This window comes from Arthrobacter sp. GW822-FHT05G07 (genome assembly GCF_058799755.1).
Genome location: NZ_JBXALT010000006.1, coordinates 214,694 through 229,940, shown reverse-complemented (window position 1 = coordinate 229,940; position 15,247 = coordinate 214,694). Strand labels below are relative to the sequence as shown.

The 15,247-nt window shown below is 62.1% G+C and carries 17 protein-coding genes and 1 pseudogene; 12 read left to right on the top strand and 6 right to left on the bottom strand.

Annotation, left to right across the window (positions count from 1 at the left end; all coding sequences use genetic code 11):
- Position 1 precedes the first annotated feature (1 nt).
- From AC1RJY_RS12165 to AC1RJY_RS12145, 5 genes and pseudogenes are all read left to right on the top strand, one after another.
- The gene (locus tag AC1RJY_RS12165; RefSeq protein WP_011776725.1) at positions 2-775 is read left to right on the top strand and encodes an SDR family NAD(P)-dependent oxidoreductase; all 774 of its coding nucleotides are present in this window, start codon (positions 2-4) and stop codon (positions 773-775) included.
- A gap of 34 nt (positions 776-809) precedes the next feature.
- Positions 810-2,547 (top strand): annotated as a pseudogene (locus tag AC1RJY_RS12160) (dihydroxyacetone kinase family protein).
- Between the two features lie 10 nt (positions 2,548-2,557).
- Positions 2,558-3,016, top strand: a complete 459-nt coding sequence (locus tag AC1RJY_RS12155; protein WP_011776727.1) for a ribose-5-phosphate isomerase — start codon at positions 2,558-2,560, stop codon at positions 3,014-3,016.
- 85 nt (positions 3,017-3,101) lie between these two features.
- Positions 3,102-3,485, top strand: a complete 384-nt coding sequence (locus tag AC1RJY_RS12150) for a DUF1304 family protein (protein ID WP_011776728.1) — start codon at positions 3,102-3,104, stop codon at positions 3,483-3,485.
- Between the two features lie 73 nt (positions 3,486-3,558).
- Positions 3,559-3,729 (top strand): hypothetical protein, encoded by a 171-nt coding sequence (locus tag AC1RJY_RS12145; protein ID WP_014923294.1) that lies wholly within the window; start codon positions 3,559-3,561, stop codon positions 3,727-3,729.
- Between the two features lie 16 nt (positions 3,730-3,745).
- On the opposite strand, the gene AC1RJY_RS12140 is transcribed toward AC1RJY_RS12145, so the two are convergent.
- On the bottom strand, positions 3,746-4,468 hold the full coding sequence (locus AC1RJY_RS12140; protein WP_011776729.1) for a hypothetical protein: 723 nt from the start codon (positions 4,466-4,468) through the stop codon (positions 3,746-3,748).
- A gap of 99 nt (positions 4,469-4,567) precedes the next feature.
- On the bottom strand, positions 4,568-5,956 hold the full coding sequence (gene dnaB / locus AC1RJY_RS12135) for a replicative DNA helicase (RefSeq protein ID WP_011776730.1): 1,389 nt from the start codon (positions 5,954-5,956) through the stop codon (positions 4,568-4,570).
- 592 nt (positions 5,957-6,548) lie between these two features.
- Between dnaB and AC1RJY_RS12130 the strand changes: the two genes are divergently transcribed.
- The 3 genes from AC1RJY_RS12130 to AC1RJY_RS12120 are packed head-to-tail and all read left to right on the top strand — an operon-like array spanning position 6,549 to position 8,060.
- Complete coding sequence (locus tag AC1RJY_RS12130) at positions 6,549-7,022, top strand: hypothetical protein (protein ID WP_210066246.1); 474 nt, start codon at positions 6,549-6,551, stop codon at positions 7,020-7,022.
- Positions 7,023-7,029: 7 nt separating this feature from the next.
- The gene (locus tag AC1RJY_RS12125; protein WP_014923298.1) at positions 7,030-7,605 is read left to right on the top strand and encodes a hypothetical protein; all 576 of its coding nucleotides are present in this window, start codon (positions 7,030-7,032) and stop codon (positions 7,603-7,605) included.
- Between the two features lie 29 nt (positions 7,606-7,634).
- Positions 7,635-8,060, top strand: a complete 426-nt coding sequence (locus AC1RJY_RS12120; RefSeq protein WP_210065287.1) for an acyl-CoA thioesterase — start codon at positions 7,635-7,637, stop codon at positions 8,058-8,060.
- 52 nt (positions 8,061-8,112) lie between these two features.
- Here AC1RJY_RS12120 and AC1RJY_RS12115 read toward each other — a convergent pair whose 3' ends face one another.
- Positions 8,113-8,469, bottom strand: coding sequence for a TFIIB-type zinc ribbon-containing protein (locus AC1RJY_RS12115; RefSeq protein ID WP_286139956.1), 357 nt, complete (start codon positions 8,467-8,469; stop codon positions 8,113-8,115).
- Between the two features lie 10 nt (positions 8,470-8,479).
- Here AC1RJY_RS12115 and AC1RJY_RS12110 point away from each other — a divergent pair, with 10 nt between their 5' ends.
- The gene (locus AC1RJY_RS12110) at positions 8,480-9,055 is read left to right on the top strand and encodes a MepB family protein (RefSeq protein WP_210065285.1); all 576 of its coding nucleotides are present in this window, start codon (positions 8,480-8,482) and stop codon (positions 9,053-9,055) included.
- On the opposite strand, the gene AC1RJY_RS12105 is transcribed toward AC1RJY_RS12110, so the two are convergent.
- The 3 genes from AC1RJY_RS12105 to AC1RJY_RS12095 form a co-directional block, all read right to left on the bottom strand.
- Complete coding sequence (locus tag AC1RJY_RS12105; RefSeq protein WP_043470896.1) at positions 9,041-9,667, bottom strand: FMN reductase; 627 nt, start codon at positions 9,665-9,667, stop codon at positions 9,041-9,043. The two genes, AC1RJY_RS12110 and AC1RJY_RS12105, sit on opposite strands and share 15 nt — an antisense overlap.
- 111 nt (positions 9,668-9,778) lie before the next feature.
- Positions 9,779-10,105 (bottom strand): alpha/beta hydrolase, encoded by a 327-nt coding sequence (locus AC1RJY_RS12100; protein ID WP_498602373.1) that lies wholly within the window; start codon positions 10,103-10,105, stop codon positions 9,779-9,781.
- 124 nt (positions 10,106-10,229) lie between these two features.
- Positions 10,230-11,306, bottom strand: a complete 1,077-nt coding sequence (locus tag AC1RJY_RS12095) for an alpha/beta hydrolase (protein ID WP_498602372.1) — start codon at positions 11,304-11,306, stop codon at positions 10,230-10,232.
- Between the two features lie 228 nt (positions 11,307-11,534).
- On the opposite strand from AC1RJY_RS12095, the gene AC1RJY_RS12090 reads away from it, so the two are divergent.
- Genes AC1RJY_RS12090 through AC1RJY_RS12080 form a run of 3 tightly spaced genes read left to right on the top strand, consistent with a single transcriptional unit; the run spans position 11,535 to position 15,245 of the window.
- Complete coding sequence (locus tag AC1RJY_RS12090) at positions 11,535-12,977, top strand: GntP family permease (protein ID WP_043470899.1); 1,443 nt, start codon at positions 11,535-11,537, stop codon at positions 12,975-12,977.
- A gap of 43 nt (positions 12,978-13,020) precedes the next feature.
- Positions 13,021-14,271, top strand: a complete 1,251-nt coding sequence (locus tag AC1RJY_RS12085) for a CaiB/BaiF CoA transferase family protein (protein WP_011776738.1) — start codon at positions 13,021-13,023, stop codon at positions 14,269-14,271.
- Positions 14,268-15,245 (top strand): hydroxymethylglutaryl-CoA lyase-like TIM-barrel protein, encoded by a 978-nt coding sequence (locus AC1RJY_RS12080; RefSeq protein ID WP_498602371.1) that lies wholly within the window; start codon positions 14,268-14,270, stop codon positions 15,243-15,245. The genes AC1RJY_RS12085 and AC1RJY_RS12080 overlap by 4 nt, the downstream gene beginning before the upstream one ends.
- Positions 15,246-15,247: the final 2 nt, after the last annotated feature.

Sequence of the window (15,247 nt, the reverse complement as noted above, 5' to 3'; positions counted from 1 at the left end):
CATGACTACCATCCAGCGCACCGCCGTCCTCACCGGAGCTACCTCCGATCGCGGCATTGGCCTGACCACCGCCCGCCGCTACGCCAACCAGGGCTGGGGCATCGTGATCCTGGACCTCGACGGCGAGAAGTCCGCCAAGGTTGCCGCCGAGATCGCCAACGAATTCAACGTTCCGGCCTTCGGCTACGAGATCGATGTTGCCAGCGAAGCGTCCGTCACCACAGCCCAGGCCGCGGTCGCAGCAGAAGTTGCCGCCGGAAACCTCCCGCCCGTTGGGGCCCTGGCAAACATCGCCGGCATCACCTCTCCCGTTCCGTTCCTGGAGACCACGCTCGAGCTCTGGCACAAGGTCATGGATGTCAACGCCACGGGCACCTACCTGGTTACCAAGGCCTTCCTGCCGGACATGATCGCTAACGGCTGGGGCCGGATCGTGAACATGTCCTCAGTCTCCGCCCAGCGAGGCGGCGGCGTGTTCGGCAAAGTTCCCTACTCCGCAGCCAAGGCCGCCATCCTCGGCTTCACCAAGGCACTCGCCCGGGAAATCGGCGAGACCGGCGTGACCGTCAACGCCATCACTCCCGGCGCCGTGGACACCAACATCCGCGTCGGCAGCACCGACGAGCAGGAAGCCGCCATCAACGCCGGCATCCCGCTGGGTCGCAACGCCACCACGGAGGAAGTAGCCGCCGTCATCACATTCCTCTCCTCCGAGGACTCCGCTTACCTCACCGGCACCACCATCGACATCAACGGCGGCAGCCACATCCACTAATTCGAGCTGCTCGAAGGAAAAACCAGGACCCACCATGACCAGAATCTTCAACGATCCCGCCGACTTCGCTGACGAAGCCCTCGCCGGTTTCTGTGACGCCCACTCGGACCTCGTCCGCCACGTGGAAGGCGGTGCAGTCCGCCGCGGCCGCACAGCGACTCCGAAGGTCGCCGTCATCACCGGCGGCGGCTCGGGACACTACCCGGCATTTGCCGGCATCATCGGACCGGGCTTCGCCGACGGTGCCGTGGTGGGCAACATCTTCACCTCACCCTCGGCCCAGCAGGCCTACTCTGTGGCCAAGGCCGCCAACTCCGGAGCCGGCGTCGTGTTCAGCTACGGCAACTACGCCGGGGATGTCATGAACTTCGGCATGGCCAGCGAACGCCTGAATGCTGAGGGCATCCCGACGGAGAACGTGCTGGTCACAGACGACATCGCCAGCGCCTCCCCCGAGGAGATCGAGAAGCGCCCGCGGCATTGCCGGGGACTTCGTGGTTTTCAAAGTCATGGGTGCTGCTGCCGAAGCCGGGCTGGACCTCCACTCCGTGGTTCGTTTGGGGCGCAAGGCGAATGAGTTCACGCGAACCATCGGCACGGCATTCAGCGGCTGCACCTTCCCCGGCGCCGAGCAGCCCTTGTTCCGCCTTCCCGAAGGACAGATGGGCCTGGGCCTGGGTATCCACGGCGAGCCTGGACTGTTCGATACCGAGCTGCCGTCCGCCGTCGAGCTCGGCCAGGAACTGGTCCGACGGGTGCTGGCGGAACCTCCTGCGAGCGATTCAACGCGGCTGGCCGTGATCCTCAACGGGTTGGGTTCCACCAAGCACGAGGAACTGTTTGTCCTCTGGCGTACCGTGGCCCCGCTGCTTCGCGAGGCCGGCTACACGCTAGTGATGCCGGAAGTGGGAGAGCTGGTGACCAGCCTGGACATGGCCGGGGCCTCGCTGACGCTGACGTGGTTGGACGAGGAACTGGAGCAGTACTGGACCGCTCCCGCCCTGACACCGGCATACCGCAGGGGTGCGGTTGGTTTTGACGTTGCATCCGCTGACGCGGATGAAGCTGACGTGGACGCCCTCACCGCTGCCGACTACTCCTCAACAGAGGCCTCGCGTGCCTACGCCGCACAGTGCCTGCGAGCCGTGGACACCACGACGGCCTTGTTGCGTGACTCCGAATCGCTGCTGGGCGACATGGATGCGATCGCCGGAGACGGCGACCACGGCCGAGGCATGGTCCGCGGATCCGCGGCAGCACTCGAGGCCGCGGCTGTTGCTTTTGAACGCGGCGCCGGCGCTGGTTCGCTACTGGCCGCTGCCGGCGATGCGTGGGCAGATAAGGCCGGCGGCACGTCGGGCGTCCTTTGGGGTGCCGGACTGCGCGCCTTTGGCGAACGGTTGGGAGACGCAGAAACCCCGACGCCGGACGTCCTCGCCCAGGCTGTTCGAGCCTTCGCGGACCGCATCGCGAGCCTCGGGAAAGCCGAAATCGGCGACAAGACCATGATGGATGCACTGCTTCCCTTCGCGTCCTCACTGGAGGACCGCATCTCCTCCGGCACTGTTGCGGAGGACGCTTGGGCAGCTGCCGCAGCCGAAGCCACAACGGCTGCTGCGTCCACCGCGGAACTTCGCCCGCTCAAGGGCCGTGCCCGGCCGCTGGCCGAAAAGAGCATCGGCACGCCGGATCCCGGGGCGACGTCGCTCGCCATGGTGTTCGCCGCCGTCGGGCCCCATTTCACAGCCGTTCCTGTCCCCGCTACCAACTAGGAGAATTTTCATGCGCATCATTGTGGGCGCCGACGAAGCCGGCGTTGATTACAAAGACCGGATCATGGCCGATCTTGAGGCCGACTCCAGGATCACCGAAGTGATCGACATCGGAGTGAACCGCGCGGATGAGGACTTCACCAGGCCCTACCCCTATGTGGGCATCGCCGCCGGTGAAATGATCCGGGACGGCAAGGCTGACCGGGCCATCCTTTTCTGCGGCACGGGAATCGGCGTGGCAATCGCGGCCAACAAGGTTCCGGGCATCAGGGCCACGGCAGCCCATGATTCGTTCTCCGTGGAGAGGTCCATCCGGTCCAACGACTGCCAGGTCCTCACCATGGGCCAACGCGTTGTGGGCGTGGAACTGGCCCGTCGCTTGGCCAAGGAGTGGATCGGCTACGCCTTCGATCCCTCCTCGGGGTCGGCCGCCAAGGTGAAGGTGCTCAGCGACTTCGAGGGCTGCTAGAGCCTCTTGAACGGCGCTGCCTCGTCGGCGTATTCTCCACAAACAGGCATTGGGGTTTACTGGCTCCGATCTGGAGGGCGCGCTCATGAATCTACTGAGCCAGATTTTCGCCGGGGGCACTGCCCTGGCCCTGATCAGCGTGGGCTTGTTGGAGATATTCCGGCACGGCGATCAGCGACTCCACCGGATTTTCCTGATCGAACCTGATGATGTTCTGGCCGTACGCATGTGGGCAATGAACGTTGGCGCCTACAACATGGCCTTCGGACTGGGGATCGCCACCGGACTGTGGATGGTGAACGTCGGTGGGCAAACGGCCGGCGGCTCGGCGATTGTGATCTTCTGCTGCGCCAGCCATATCTTTCTAGGTTTCTGGCTGTGGGTCACGGAGAAACGCCTGCTCATCAGCGCCGTTGGACAGGCGCTCTTTCCAGGCCTGGCAGTGATCTTCTATATGTTGTTCGGCTAACCGAACCCCTAGCCTCGGTTGGGAGGAAGATTTCCAGGCCACAGGAAACTTGGTTCGCCCGATTGCGCTCGGCATGGCTGCCACGCATCTGGCGGCCGGAGATTCTGTGATCATGCCGCAGTTTCTCGACGCCGAGGACGAAGCCTTGTTGTTTCGGCGTGCTGCTACAGAGGCAGGCGCCGGCTTTAGCCACTTCGTCGGGCACCAAAAAGGGCTCTACCGGCGGATGAATTTACGCCGGTAGAGCCGTCTTGGGTGTACTACTTGATGAGCGCGGCTGCCTGGTCCAGGAGTGCGCCGGCTGCTTCCGGCCCACCGACTGCACCTTCTGTACCGGATGAGGTTGCAGAGATCAGGACACCGTCTTTGATCACGTGCGCGGTGTAGATTGCTCCTGTTTTTCCATCAGGAGTGACCATGAGGGTCTTGAAAGCAGCCGTGCCTGGCACGCTTCCCACGCCATCTACCTTCTCGGTGGAAGTGGTGACTGACTGACCTTCCGCGGTGAATGTCACTTTCTTGCATGCCTCTGCCTGAGATTTGCGTGTGTCCACGTTCTCCTGCAGGAGCGCGACGTCCACGCCTGAGGTAAGCGACACGTTGCTGAAGAAATCGTTGGTTTTGGTCCGTGCCGTGCCGACAGTGGTCGATCCTGCTACAGGCTGGGGCACTCCTAGGTTGCCGAGGTCCTTGCACCCGGCCGGTTCGACCGCCACTTTGCCAAAGGTGTCCGTGATCGGGTCGAACTGATCCAGAAGCTCCTCACCGGAAAGGACAGCAGGGCTGCTGCCGTCGGAAGCCTTGATCTGCTTGACCAACGCCACGAGCTCTTCATTGGTGTACTGCTTAGCAGGCGTGGGCGTAGCTGTGGCAGTTTCGCTTGCCGGGGCCGACGCTGGTGCTGCCGCGGTACCCCCACCACATGCGGTCAACGCCACGACCATCAGTGTCGATGCCCCAAGTCCGATCAGCGAATACTTCATGTGTGTTCCCCCAAATTAGTTTCATTGATGCGCCCGCAGACACGGACTAAACAACACTACTGGCCTGACTCCTCCCATGAGGGCAGGCCACGCAGCCTGCTAGAAGCCGCCGCCACCAGCACTCGTTTCGCCCGCCATGTTGGCAAAGCGCGAGTAGTGGCCCTGGAACGCCACAACGATGTCCTTGGTTGGACCGTTACGGTGCTTGGCGATAAGGATGTCGGCCTCGCCGGCGCGGGGTGATTCTTTGTCGTACACGTCTTCGCGGTGCAACAGGATCACCATGTCGGCGTCCTGCTCGATGGAGCCGGATTCACGGAGGTCAGAAACCATCGGGCGCTTGTCCTGGCGCTGCTCGGAACCACGGTTCAGCTGTGACAGGGCGATGACGGGAACCTGCAACTCCTTGGCCAGTAGCTTGAGGGCACGCGAGAACTCGGAGACTTCCTGCTGGCGGGATTCCACCTTTTTGCCGGAGCTCATGAGCTGGAGGTAGTCGAGGATGACGAGTTTGAGGTCGTGCTGCTGCTTCAGGCGGCGGCACTTGGCCCGGATCTCCATGAGGGACATGTTGGGGCTGTCATCGATGAACAGCGGAGCGTCGTTCATGCGGCCCATGGTGGTGGCGATCTTGGACCATTGCTCGTCCTTGATGGTGCCCTTACGGAGGTCCTGCAGACCGATCGTGGCTTCTGCGGAAAGAAGGCGCATGGCGATCTCGTTCCGGCCCATTTCCAAAGAGAACATGACGGTGGCCAGGTTGTTCTTGATGGCGGCCGAACGCGCGAAGTCCAATGCGAAGGTGGACTTACCAACGGCCGGGCGTGCCGCGATGACAATCATCTGGCCCGGGTGCAGGCCGTGCGTCAGCTCGTCCAGCTCGTAGAAACCGGTGGGAACGCCGGTCATGCCCTCGCCGCGGTGGCCGGAGGCCTCGATCTCATCCACGGTGGATTCCATGACGTCCTTCAACGCCACGTAGTCTTCCGCCGTACGCTTTTCAGCCACCGCGTACACCTCGGCCTGGGCCTGGTTGACGAGGTCTTCCACTTCGCCGTCTTGGCCGTAGCCCATCTGGACAATTTTGGTTCCGGCGTTGACAAGGCGGCGCAGCACTGCGCGTTCCGCAACAATCTCGGCGTAGTAACCGGCGTTGGCAGCAGTAGGGACTGTTTGGATGAGCTCGTGGAGGTAGGCAGGGCCTCCGATCCGGTTGATCTCGCCACGCTTGGTCAGTTCATCCGAAACGGTAACGGCGTCGGCGGGTTCGCCACGGCCGTAGAGATCGATGATGGACTCATAGATGGTCTCGTGTGCGGGCCGGTAGAAGTCGTGCCCGCGAACGATCTCAACCACATCGGCGATCGCGTCCTTGGAGAGCATCATGCCGCCGAGTACTGACTGTTCAGCAGGGATGTCCTGGGGAGGTTTCCGGCTCGAGTCCGAAGCGCGTGAGCCCTCGATTGAGTCCAAGTGCGTAACTGACAAAGCCGTCCTCCATTTGTGTACCGCTGCAGAGATGTGTTCCCTGGCGGCCCGTAAAGCGCAGTGCGTGGGCTACGGGTCCGTCTGGTGCATCTGACGATGGCAGGCAGGTCCGACAGAATAAGCCGTATCCACAAGTTATCCACAGTCGAATCCGTGGACCCGCTATAAGCACTGACTTTTTTGGAGTCCAAGAAACTCATCGCGGGCTATTCGTGCCCAAAATGGACACTTCAGACACGTTACAGCAGGCGGCTGACACCCCCTGTGGAAAAGCTGTGGAATACCAGTCCCACGTTGTGCACAGACTGTGCGTTACCCTGTGGATAGAGAAATTCTTTTCGAGGAAAATAGGCTCTGACCTGCGCAAACGTTCTTCACACGCTGTGGACTGGAGAAAGTTTTGGAGGGAATTAATCCACAGAGGCCACAGCTGATGGGGTCATTCCAGTGGGCGAAATCATGTTAAACATGCCGCAGATGTGATGCACCTTACATGGAGCGCCTTAATTTGACACAGGCCTCTCAGAAGCCTATGCCGGAAGTGGAATGTGCTGTGGATAACCAACTTCTGGCATAAGCTCTAATCATGGGGATGAACTTTGGTGACGTACTGACGATTGTCCTTCCGCTCCTTGTCTTAGTGGGCTTGCTGTGGGCGCTCACGGCGGCCTTCAAACCGCGCGACACAGGCGTCTCGGACGCTGAGAGGTATCAGCGCGAGCTGGCGGCACGTTCCGCTGCGCACCAAGCTTCCCAGGTGCAGGAGGCGCTGGCTCTCCGCGCGCGGATCGAAGCCACCACCAAGCCGAGCCAGAACGAGGCCAGCCATAGGGAACAGGCGGAGAACACCAGGACGGCCATCCAGGCACAAGCGGCACGGTCTCACGCTGCCGGCCAAACGGGACACCAGCCCGCCATACTTCCCAATGGTCAACTGAACCCTCAACTCGCCTTCGAGCTGCAGAACCTGGTTCGCAGTGGGAAAAAGATCGAGGCCATTAAGGTCCTGCGCCAGGCCACCCACTCAGATTTGCTTACCGCCAAGAACTACGTAGATCGGCTCTGACAACGCCATGGACTCCATCCTCATCCCGCTCCTGATCCTCATTGCGGTCATTGCGGGCGTGCTCCTGCTTATTCGCTCGTTCACCAAGCGCTCGGCGGAAAGCAAAGCCGACATCGCAGCAGCGAATGCCCCCAAGGACCCGGTGGAGCTGGCCAGGGAGTCTGCGGCAAAGCTCAACCAGGAACAGCACCGGCAGCTTTACTCGCTCATTGCCCAGGGGCAGGGCATGGCGGCCATCAAGCTTTACTTGCAGGCCACCGGCGAGGGCCTGCGGGCTTCGCGTAACGCCGTAGGCGCGCTGGCGGCGCACCCGCAGCCATTCACACCGGAAGCTCCGGCCAAAGATTTGCTTGCCGACGATGACGACGAACCCGAACGTTTCCCCTACAGGTACCGGGCAATCGTCAGCAAAGGCGACGTCACCCGCGAAGTGAGCAGCAACATGCTCAACGACGAGATCTACGGACGTATCCGAACGCTGGCAAAAAGCGGTGACGTTGAGGGCGCGGCACTTGCGCTGACGCGCCACTCAGACATCAACATTAAGCAGGCCCGCGAGTTCATTGAACTTTTGGACGACTGACGTAGAGGAAGCCGTCGAGGGAGAGCTGAATGCCGGGGGCACCGATTGTTTACAAGAGCACACACCGGGTCAAGTTCTCAGAGCTCGATCCGTATAACCACGTGAACACGGGCGTCTACGCGTCGTACTACGCAGATCACCGGATGGAGGGCCTACGGGACTATGTTGGCTGGGATCTGGAGACCCTGGGCAAGCTGCCATTCATGGTCTGGGTCCGGAGAATGGAGATCGATTTTCTGCAGCCTGTCCGGGGCGATCAGGAGATTGTCATCACGTCGTTCGTGCGTGAGTTCCGCGGTTCCAGTGCATTTATCGAGTGCTCCATGACCGACGCCCGCGGAAATCCGGTGTCGCGCTGCCTCATGACCGTCGCCTACGTCGACAAGGAAACGAGACGCGCGACGGACTGGCCTGCCGACGTTATGGCGCTGTTCTTCGAGAAAGAAACGTCCTGAGCGCATTCCCTGCCCGCCGTAGCGGAAACCACTTCCGGCCCGTCCACGGAAACTAAAAGTCGAACAGATCCCCCAGGAAGCCTTCCTTCTTCTTGCGCTTGCGGCCGTACTGGTCACGATTGCCCCCGTCGCGGCGATCGTAGTCCCTTCGGTCATAGTCGCGCCGGTCCCTATCGTCGTACCGCGGCTGCTGAGGCCGGGACTCGAAGGGGTTGTAGATAGGTGGCGGCGCGATGGGCGGCTGTGACGGCGCGGCGGCGGGCCGGGCAGGCGCGGGGATGGTTTCAGCCGCGACGCGATCAATGATCTTGTCCAGCTCCCCACGGTCCAGCCACACACCCCTGCACTGCGGGCAGTAGTCGATCTCCACGCCGCTTCGTTCGCTCATCACCAGGTCAATGGAATCCACAGGACACTTCATGTTTGCCCCAACGATCGGACCGGGCAATAAGTTCGGCCTGTCCAAGGTCCGGGATTCAGGAGGTGGGAAGCCCCGCATGCATACTGAACGGATGATGCATCCGGACGTCGTCGAAGCGCAGCGGCTTGTACAAATGCTTGGGAGGGAGTGTTCCCCGCCATCTCCCGAGGCAGACAACGCTGAATACGGAGCCGCAACCGCCACCAGCGGCCCAGGGCTGATCCGCTTCCGGGTTGGAAAGGTCACCCCCACCAAGGTGGGCTTGTTCGTTGCGGTGTGGCGTCGCGCAGCGGCCGGAGGAACGGAACCTTTCCCGGCGGACGGCCCTTCCGCGCACGACACAGACATTCTGGTGGTCTCAGTCCGGGAATCGGAGAACTCCGGTCATTTCCTCTTTCCCCGGTCCGCCTTGGTCACTCATGGAATTTGTTCCGTTAATGGCAGCGGCGGGAAGCGCGGGTTCCGCGTTTATCCTCCGTGGTCGGTGACGCCGAATCGCCAAGCACAAGTGACCCAAGAGTGGCAAGGCGCATTCTTCCACCACTCCCCCGCACGCCCCCTACCTGCCTGCTGAGATCCCGGCGAGCAACTGCTCGAACGGCAGCGACTCAAGTGCGTCATTCTTGCGGTGCGGCTGGGGGCCGCTGAGCAGCTGCACGAGTTCACCCGCGGCCCGGTCCACGCGCGCCGAGAGGGGCGACCCGCCGTCGTCGGTGTTTCCCCAGTCTTGGGGCCCTGCAAAGACGCCGGTAGCCGCGATCCTGGTGCGCAGGTAGCTGAACAGGGGACGCAAGGCGTAGTCGAGGACCATCTGATGGCGGTCAGTTCCGCCTGTGGCACCCAGCAGAACGGCTTTGCCCTCCAGCGACTTCGGGTCCAGGACATCGATAAATGACTTGAACAGTCCGCTGTAGGAGGCGCTGAAGACGGGACTGACGGCGATGATGGCGTCGGAATTCTCGACGCCGGCAATCACGTCCGCGAGGCGCGGTGCGGCATAGCCCGTGACGAAGTTATTGGCGATGTCCACGGCGAGGTCCCGCAGTTCGACGATGTCGATCGTCGCTTGGTACCCTGCCGCGCGCAGCTGCCGCTCGGCCGAGGCAGCCAGCTGGTCGGCCAGCAAGCGGCTCGACGACGGTACGCCGAGTCCGGCGGAAAGGACGGTGATGCGGCGGGTTTCCATGGCATTCTCCTGTTGCTCGTTCATCCAGCTTACATGCATTTGCATCTAAATCTATGAACAGGGGCATGCTCCGAAGTATTCCCGGGGGCAGTCAGGGAGTCCCGAGCTGTCTCAAGAACGCCACCGTGGCGGCAGAAATCTGCTCTTTCGCCACCTCGCGGTCCACCGTCGCTTCGCCGTCACCCGGCTGCGGGACTCCAAGGGATAGGAGCCATAGAGGAGCAAGCCGCTCACGGCCGAGTGGTCCAACGCGAAGGTGCTCGCGCTGACTCCGCCCAGCGAGTGACCTCCCACAGCCCAATTAGTGACGCCGGGGTGCTCGGTGATGACGCCGAGAGCCTGACGTCCGTCCAGCAGGCTGAGGTTCAGCGGAGTCTTCAGGATGACAACAAGGAATCCGGCATCCACGAGGGAATCAGGAGCGTTGCTGCGGCACACACTGCGGATGCCCAGAAGAGGGCTGGCCTGCGCGGCGCGGGAAGCGCCTCAGGGGTGGGAGTCCTAAGTCCAGAATAGTTCCATCGTGGAGATACTTTGAATCACCCTGCTTGGCGGCCCCTGACTACTGCCGTAGAGCGTGCGTGGACAGGAAATCGAACGTCCTGTCCCGCGCCTCGCGGGCCTCGTCAAAGTTCAGGTGGAACTGGTACTCGTGCGGCAACTCAGGCTCATGGGTGGCAGGCCAGAAGAGCTCGGTAACGGGAACCCCGGCATCCTTCAAGCGGTTGCTGTAGGGCACGGATTGCAACCACGTGAGGCCGTCACCATTACCACCGCTGATGAACGTTGGCGGGAAGTCCTCGGTCACGAAGTCAATGGTGGACATGGTGGCACCGGCGTAGGTAGCGGACCAGTCCTTGGTGCCCGTATAGGCCCAGAGTGACGTCTTGAAACCCCAGGCTACGATTCCGCTGAGGTCCGCCATGGCGCGGAGGTCGTAGACACCGCAGTGAAGGATGGTGGCCGCGAGATCCGACTTCTGAAGGGCGGGCTGGATTCCCATCAGATTCGCATACTCAGGGTTCACGGTGAGTGTGGTCATCTGGCTCGCGAGCTGCGCGCCGGCAGAGTCCCCGGCCAAGACGATGCGGCTGGTGTCCACGTTCAACTCAGTGGCGTTGGCTTTGATGTAGGCAAGTGCGTCGTTGATGTCCCGCACCGCCGTGGGATAAGTGGCCTCAGGAGCGATCGGATAACTCATGCCAATAGTGGTGTAGCCCTCAGCCGCGAGTATCTGAAGATACGGATTCACGTCGCGTTGGGCCCCGGAAATCCAGGCGCCCCCGTGAATCCACACCACAGTGGGTAGCGGCGCGGCAGTCCCTGCAGGACTAAAGACATCGAAAGTTGAACCGGGCTTGTAGGCGACACCCATCTCCGTTTGCAACGGCGTGTCCGGAACGTACGGCGTCATCTCGTCGATGGTCGCCTGTGCCCCGCGTTCAAAGACGCTTCGAATCAACATCGCGGAAGGCCACGGCGTAGCGGAAAGCGCCAGGAGGACTACCAGCACCAGCAGGATCGCCAGGTCCAGCTTCCGCAGCCGTGAGGATCGTTTTCGTGGAGGACGTGAACCTGAACCAGTAACCACTGTTTCGCCCTGCTTCGTGCTGGCTTGGATCGATTCCAACGGTCCCATCACACACTCCCCCGGTCGGTGTACCTGTGGACCATGCTAAGGCCGCAGGTTGGTTTCAGACGTCAGCCCCTTCCCAGCGCAGCGCAACCGCACAAAGAATCCACTTAGTTTCGGAATAAGCTTGCAATATGAGTTCAAACTCATAATATGGGATTAGTGATGTGGCCCGCCTCACGGTGCGCATCAGATTCCAGCCTTCAGTGCGGAAGGCCCAACGATCGGATTCCCATGTCAGACATTGCTGTTCTGATCAACACAGCTGTCGCAGTTCTAGCGGCTGTCCTGTTGATCGTCCGCTTCCGGGTCAACCCGGTGATTTCCCTGATCCTCGCTTCCGTTTATCTCGGTCTGGCGGTGGGCCTCGGCGTCGAGAAAACCGTCAAAACCATCACCGGCGGCTTCGGCGAGATCATGGTGGACGTCGGCCTGCTCATCGCCTTCGGCGTCCTGATGGGCTCCATCCTCAACCAGAGCGGCGCGATCCGGCGCCTCGTGGAGCACCTTCTCAAGACCTTCGGGCCCAAGCGACTCCCCTACACCATGGGCTTGGCCATCGGAACGGTCCTGCAGTCGATCTTCCTGGACGTCTTGCTGGTCATCTCAGCACCACTTGCCCGCAAGTTGGCCCCGAAAATCGGTAAGCTCGGCACGGCCCGAATGGCTACCGCCATGGCCATCGCGCTGGAGTGCGGCATCGTGTTCACCGTTCCCGGCGTCGCCTCACTAGCCTTGGCCGGCTTGCTGAACGTCCCGCTTGGCAAAATGCTCCTCTTCGGTTTGCTCCTTGTGATCCCCACGATCATCATCTCGATTGCCATCATGACCTTCCTGTTCCGCCGCGGATTCTGGAACGAGGCAAAGGACGAGGACCACACGTTCGTTGCCGAGGAAGACAGCGAAGGCGAGGAACCCACAGACGGTGGCGCAGCAACTGTCCCGCCCACGGCAAACAGTGAGCGTGGCACGGCTGCATCCAGCGCCCAACCCGCCGGCGGAAGCGTCGCCGTCGTCGAACGCGAACGCAAAGAAGCCCCACTGATCCTGCTCTTCGCACCGTTGCTGACGTCCCTGCTCCTCATCGGCGCCGGGGCAATCCTTGAAATCCTTGAGATCTCAATGCCTTGGCTGCAGCTCCTCGGCGAGCCAGTGATCGCCCTCCTTATCGGTCTCATCGGGACCTGCTTGGTGACCCGTGCTGCCATCGGTCAGAAGAAGGTTGAGGAGGCCATCGCTGTTGGCTTCAAGGAAAGCGGTCAGATCCTCATCCTCACCGGCGTCGGCGGCTCGCTCGCCGCGACAGTTGCGGCAGCTGGCTTGGGTGACATTCTGGGCGGATTCTTCTCCGCCAGCACGGTGGCTCCGCTGCTGGTGGTCTGGGCCATCGCAGCAGTGCTGCACATCGCCGTCGGGTCCGTGACATTGTCCGCCATCACGGCTGCAGGGCTGCTGGCACCCATCGCTCCGGCCATTGGCCTTGATCCGGTACTGCTGGCACTCGCTGCCGGCGCGGGATCGCTCTTCATGGTTCACGTCACCAGCAACACGTTCTGGCTCCTGCAGTCACTTTTGGGTCAGAGTGTGAGGGGTGCACTCAAATCGGTCACGGTGGGAGTGTCCGTAGCCTCGGTGGTGGCGATCCTGCTGATCCTGCCCATGAGCCTGCTGTTCTGACCGACCCCGCCAACCGTCTACCCACCACGCACGAAAGAAGACCATGACACACCAAACAATCGCCCCTCTGGACGGCGTCCGGGTCCTGGAACTCGGCAATTACATTGCCGCACCTACGGCCGGCCGGCTACTCGCCGACTTCGGAGCTGAGGTCATCAAGGTGGAACGGCCGGGAACCGGCGACGAACTACGCAACTGGCGCCTGCACAAAGGCAACACGTCCATGCTGTACCGCACCCTGAACCGCAACAAAAAGTCAGTGGTCCTTGATCTCCGGACCGAGGCCGGCAAGCAGGCAGTGCTGGAGCTCGTGGCCAAGTGCGACATCCTTTTGGAAAACTTCCGCCCCGGCACCCTGGAAAAGTGGGGCCTGGGCCCCGAAGTCCTCAACGAAGCGAACCCGGACCTCATCGTTACCCGCATCTCTGCCTTCGGGCAGACGGGCCCGCTGTCCGAGCGGCCCGGTTTCGCCGCCGTCGCCGAAGCCTACGGAGGGTTCCGGAACCTGGTGGGTGACCCGGACCGCGCGCCGGTTCGCGTGGGCGTCTCGATTGGAGACTCGATTGCGGGCTTGTACGCCGCCTTCGGTTCCATGATGAGCCTGTACCAGCGTGAAGCACGACGCCGGGACTCGGCTGGTGCTGTTCCGCTCACCGAGCGCATCATCGACGTCGCGCTGAATGAGGCCATGTTCTCCATGATGGAATCCCTGATTCCGGACTACCAGGCCTACGGCGTGGACCGGCAACGTGTGGGTGGCCGGATGGAGGGCATCGCTCCTTCCAACGCGTACGTGTGCAAGGACGGTGCGAGCATCGTGGTGGCCGGGAACGGTGACTCGATCTACCAGCGGTACATGCAAACCATCGGCCGTCCGGACTTGGCGGAAGACCCTTCCCTGCAGACAAATGCCGGGCGCTGGGCCAAGCGTGAAGAACTGGATCAGGCCATCGGCGAATGGGCCGCCACGCTTTCCGGCGCCGAAGCCCTTGCATCCCTCGAAGCCGCCGGTGTTCCCGCAGGACCCATCTACACCGCGGCGGACATCAGCACGGACAGCCAGTACGCCGCCCGCAACATGATCCAGAAGTTCGACGTTTCCACTGGCGAGGAAATCCTTCCCGGCGTCGGATTCCCCGGCATTGTTCCAGTGATCGGGGACCAGTCCCTGCCCATCCGGAACCTGGGCCCGGACTTGGGCGAAAACACGCAAGAAATCCTTGGCGGGCTCCTGAACATGGATGCCACGCAGATCAATGCGGCCTCAGGCCGCGAGGAGGCCCTCCGACCATGAACCGCTTTGAAAGCCCCCTTGCTGCCACGCTGGGCAACGCCATCCTCAGGGACGTCACCCTGCGTGACGGACTCCAACTGACCGGCAAACTCCTGCCCACTGAGCAGAAGATCGAGACAGTCCGTGAGCTGCTGCGCCTGGGCGTGCCGGCCATCGAGCTCGGCTCCATGGCCCGCGCGGACTTGGTCCCCACCATGGCGAACACGCTGGAAGTGGTCCAAGCCCTCACCCCCGAGGAACTGGACAAGTGCTGGATCTGGGTAGCCACTCCCGGTCACGTCGCGAAGGCATCAGCCGCTGGTGCCCGCAACTTCCAGTACTGCCTGTCCGCCTCGGATTCGCACAACAAGGCGAACATCGGGCGCACCACTGATGAGAGCCTGGCCGCCTTGCCCGAGGCTATTGAGTACACCCGCGCAGTAAATGGCCAGATCCAGCTGTGCATTGCAACCTCCTTCACGTGCCCGTTCGAGGGTTACGTTCCGGAGGAGCGCATTCTTTCGATCGCCAACGATCCCCGCACTGAGGGCACCACGGACATCGTCATCTGCGACACCCTTGGACAGGCAGTGCCAGCGCAGGTATCCCGGCTAATCATCCGGGTCCGGGACGAGTCCCCTGCACGCCGGATCGTGTATCACGGCCACGACACCTGGGGCCTGGGCGTGGCCAACACTCTTGCCGCCATCCAGGCCGGTGCCGTAATGGTGGACGGTGCCCTCGGTGGACTGGGCGGCTGCCCGTTCGCACCCGGCGCGAGCGGCAACACCTCCAGCGAAGACATTCTTTTCGCAACACGTCCCGAGTGGCTGACCCCGGATGTCTTCGGCGAACTTGTAGTGCTTTCGGAAAAACTGTTGGCGGAACTGGGCGAACCGAACCGCTCCAAGGCTGCCCAAGGCGCGCGTTCCAAGGCTGAGGCCTTTGACTGGGTCATGCCATCCGCCCAGCCTTCCGCCACAGGAGGCAACTAGGC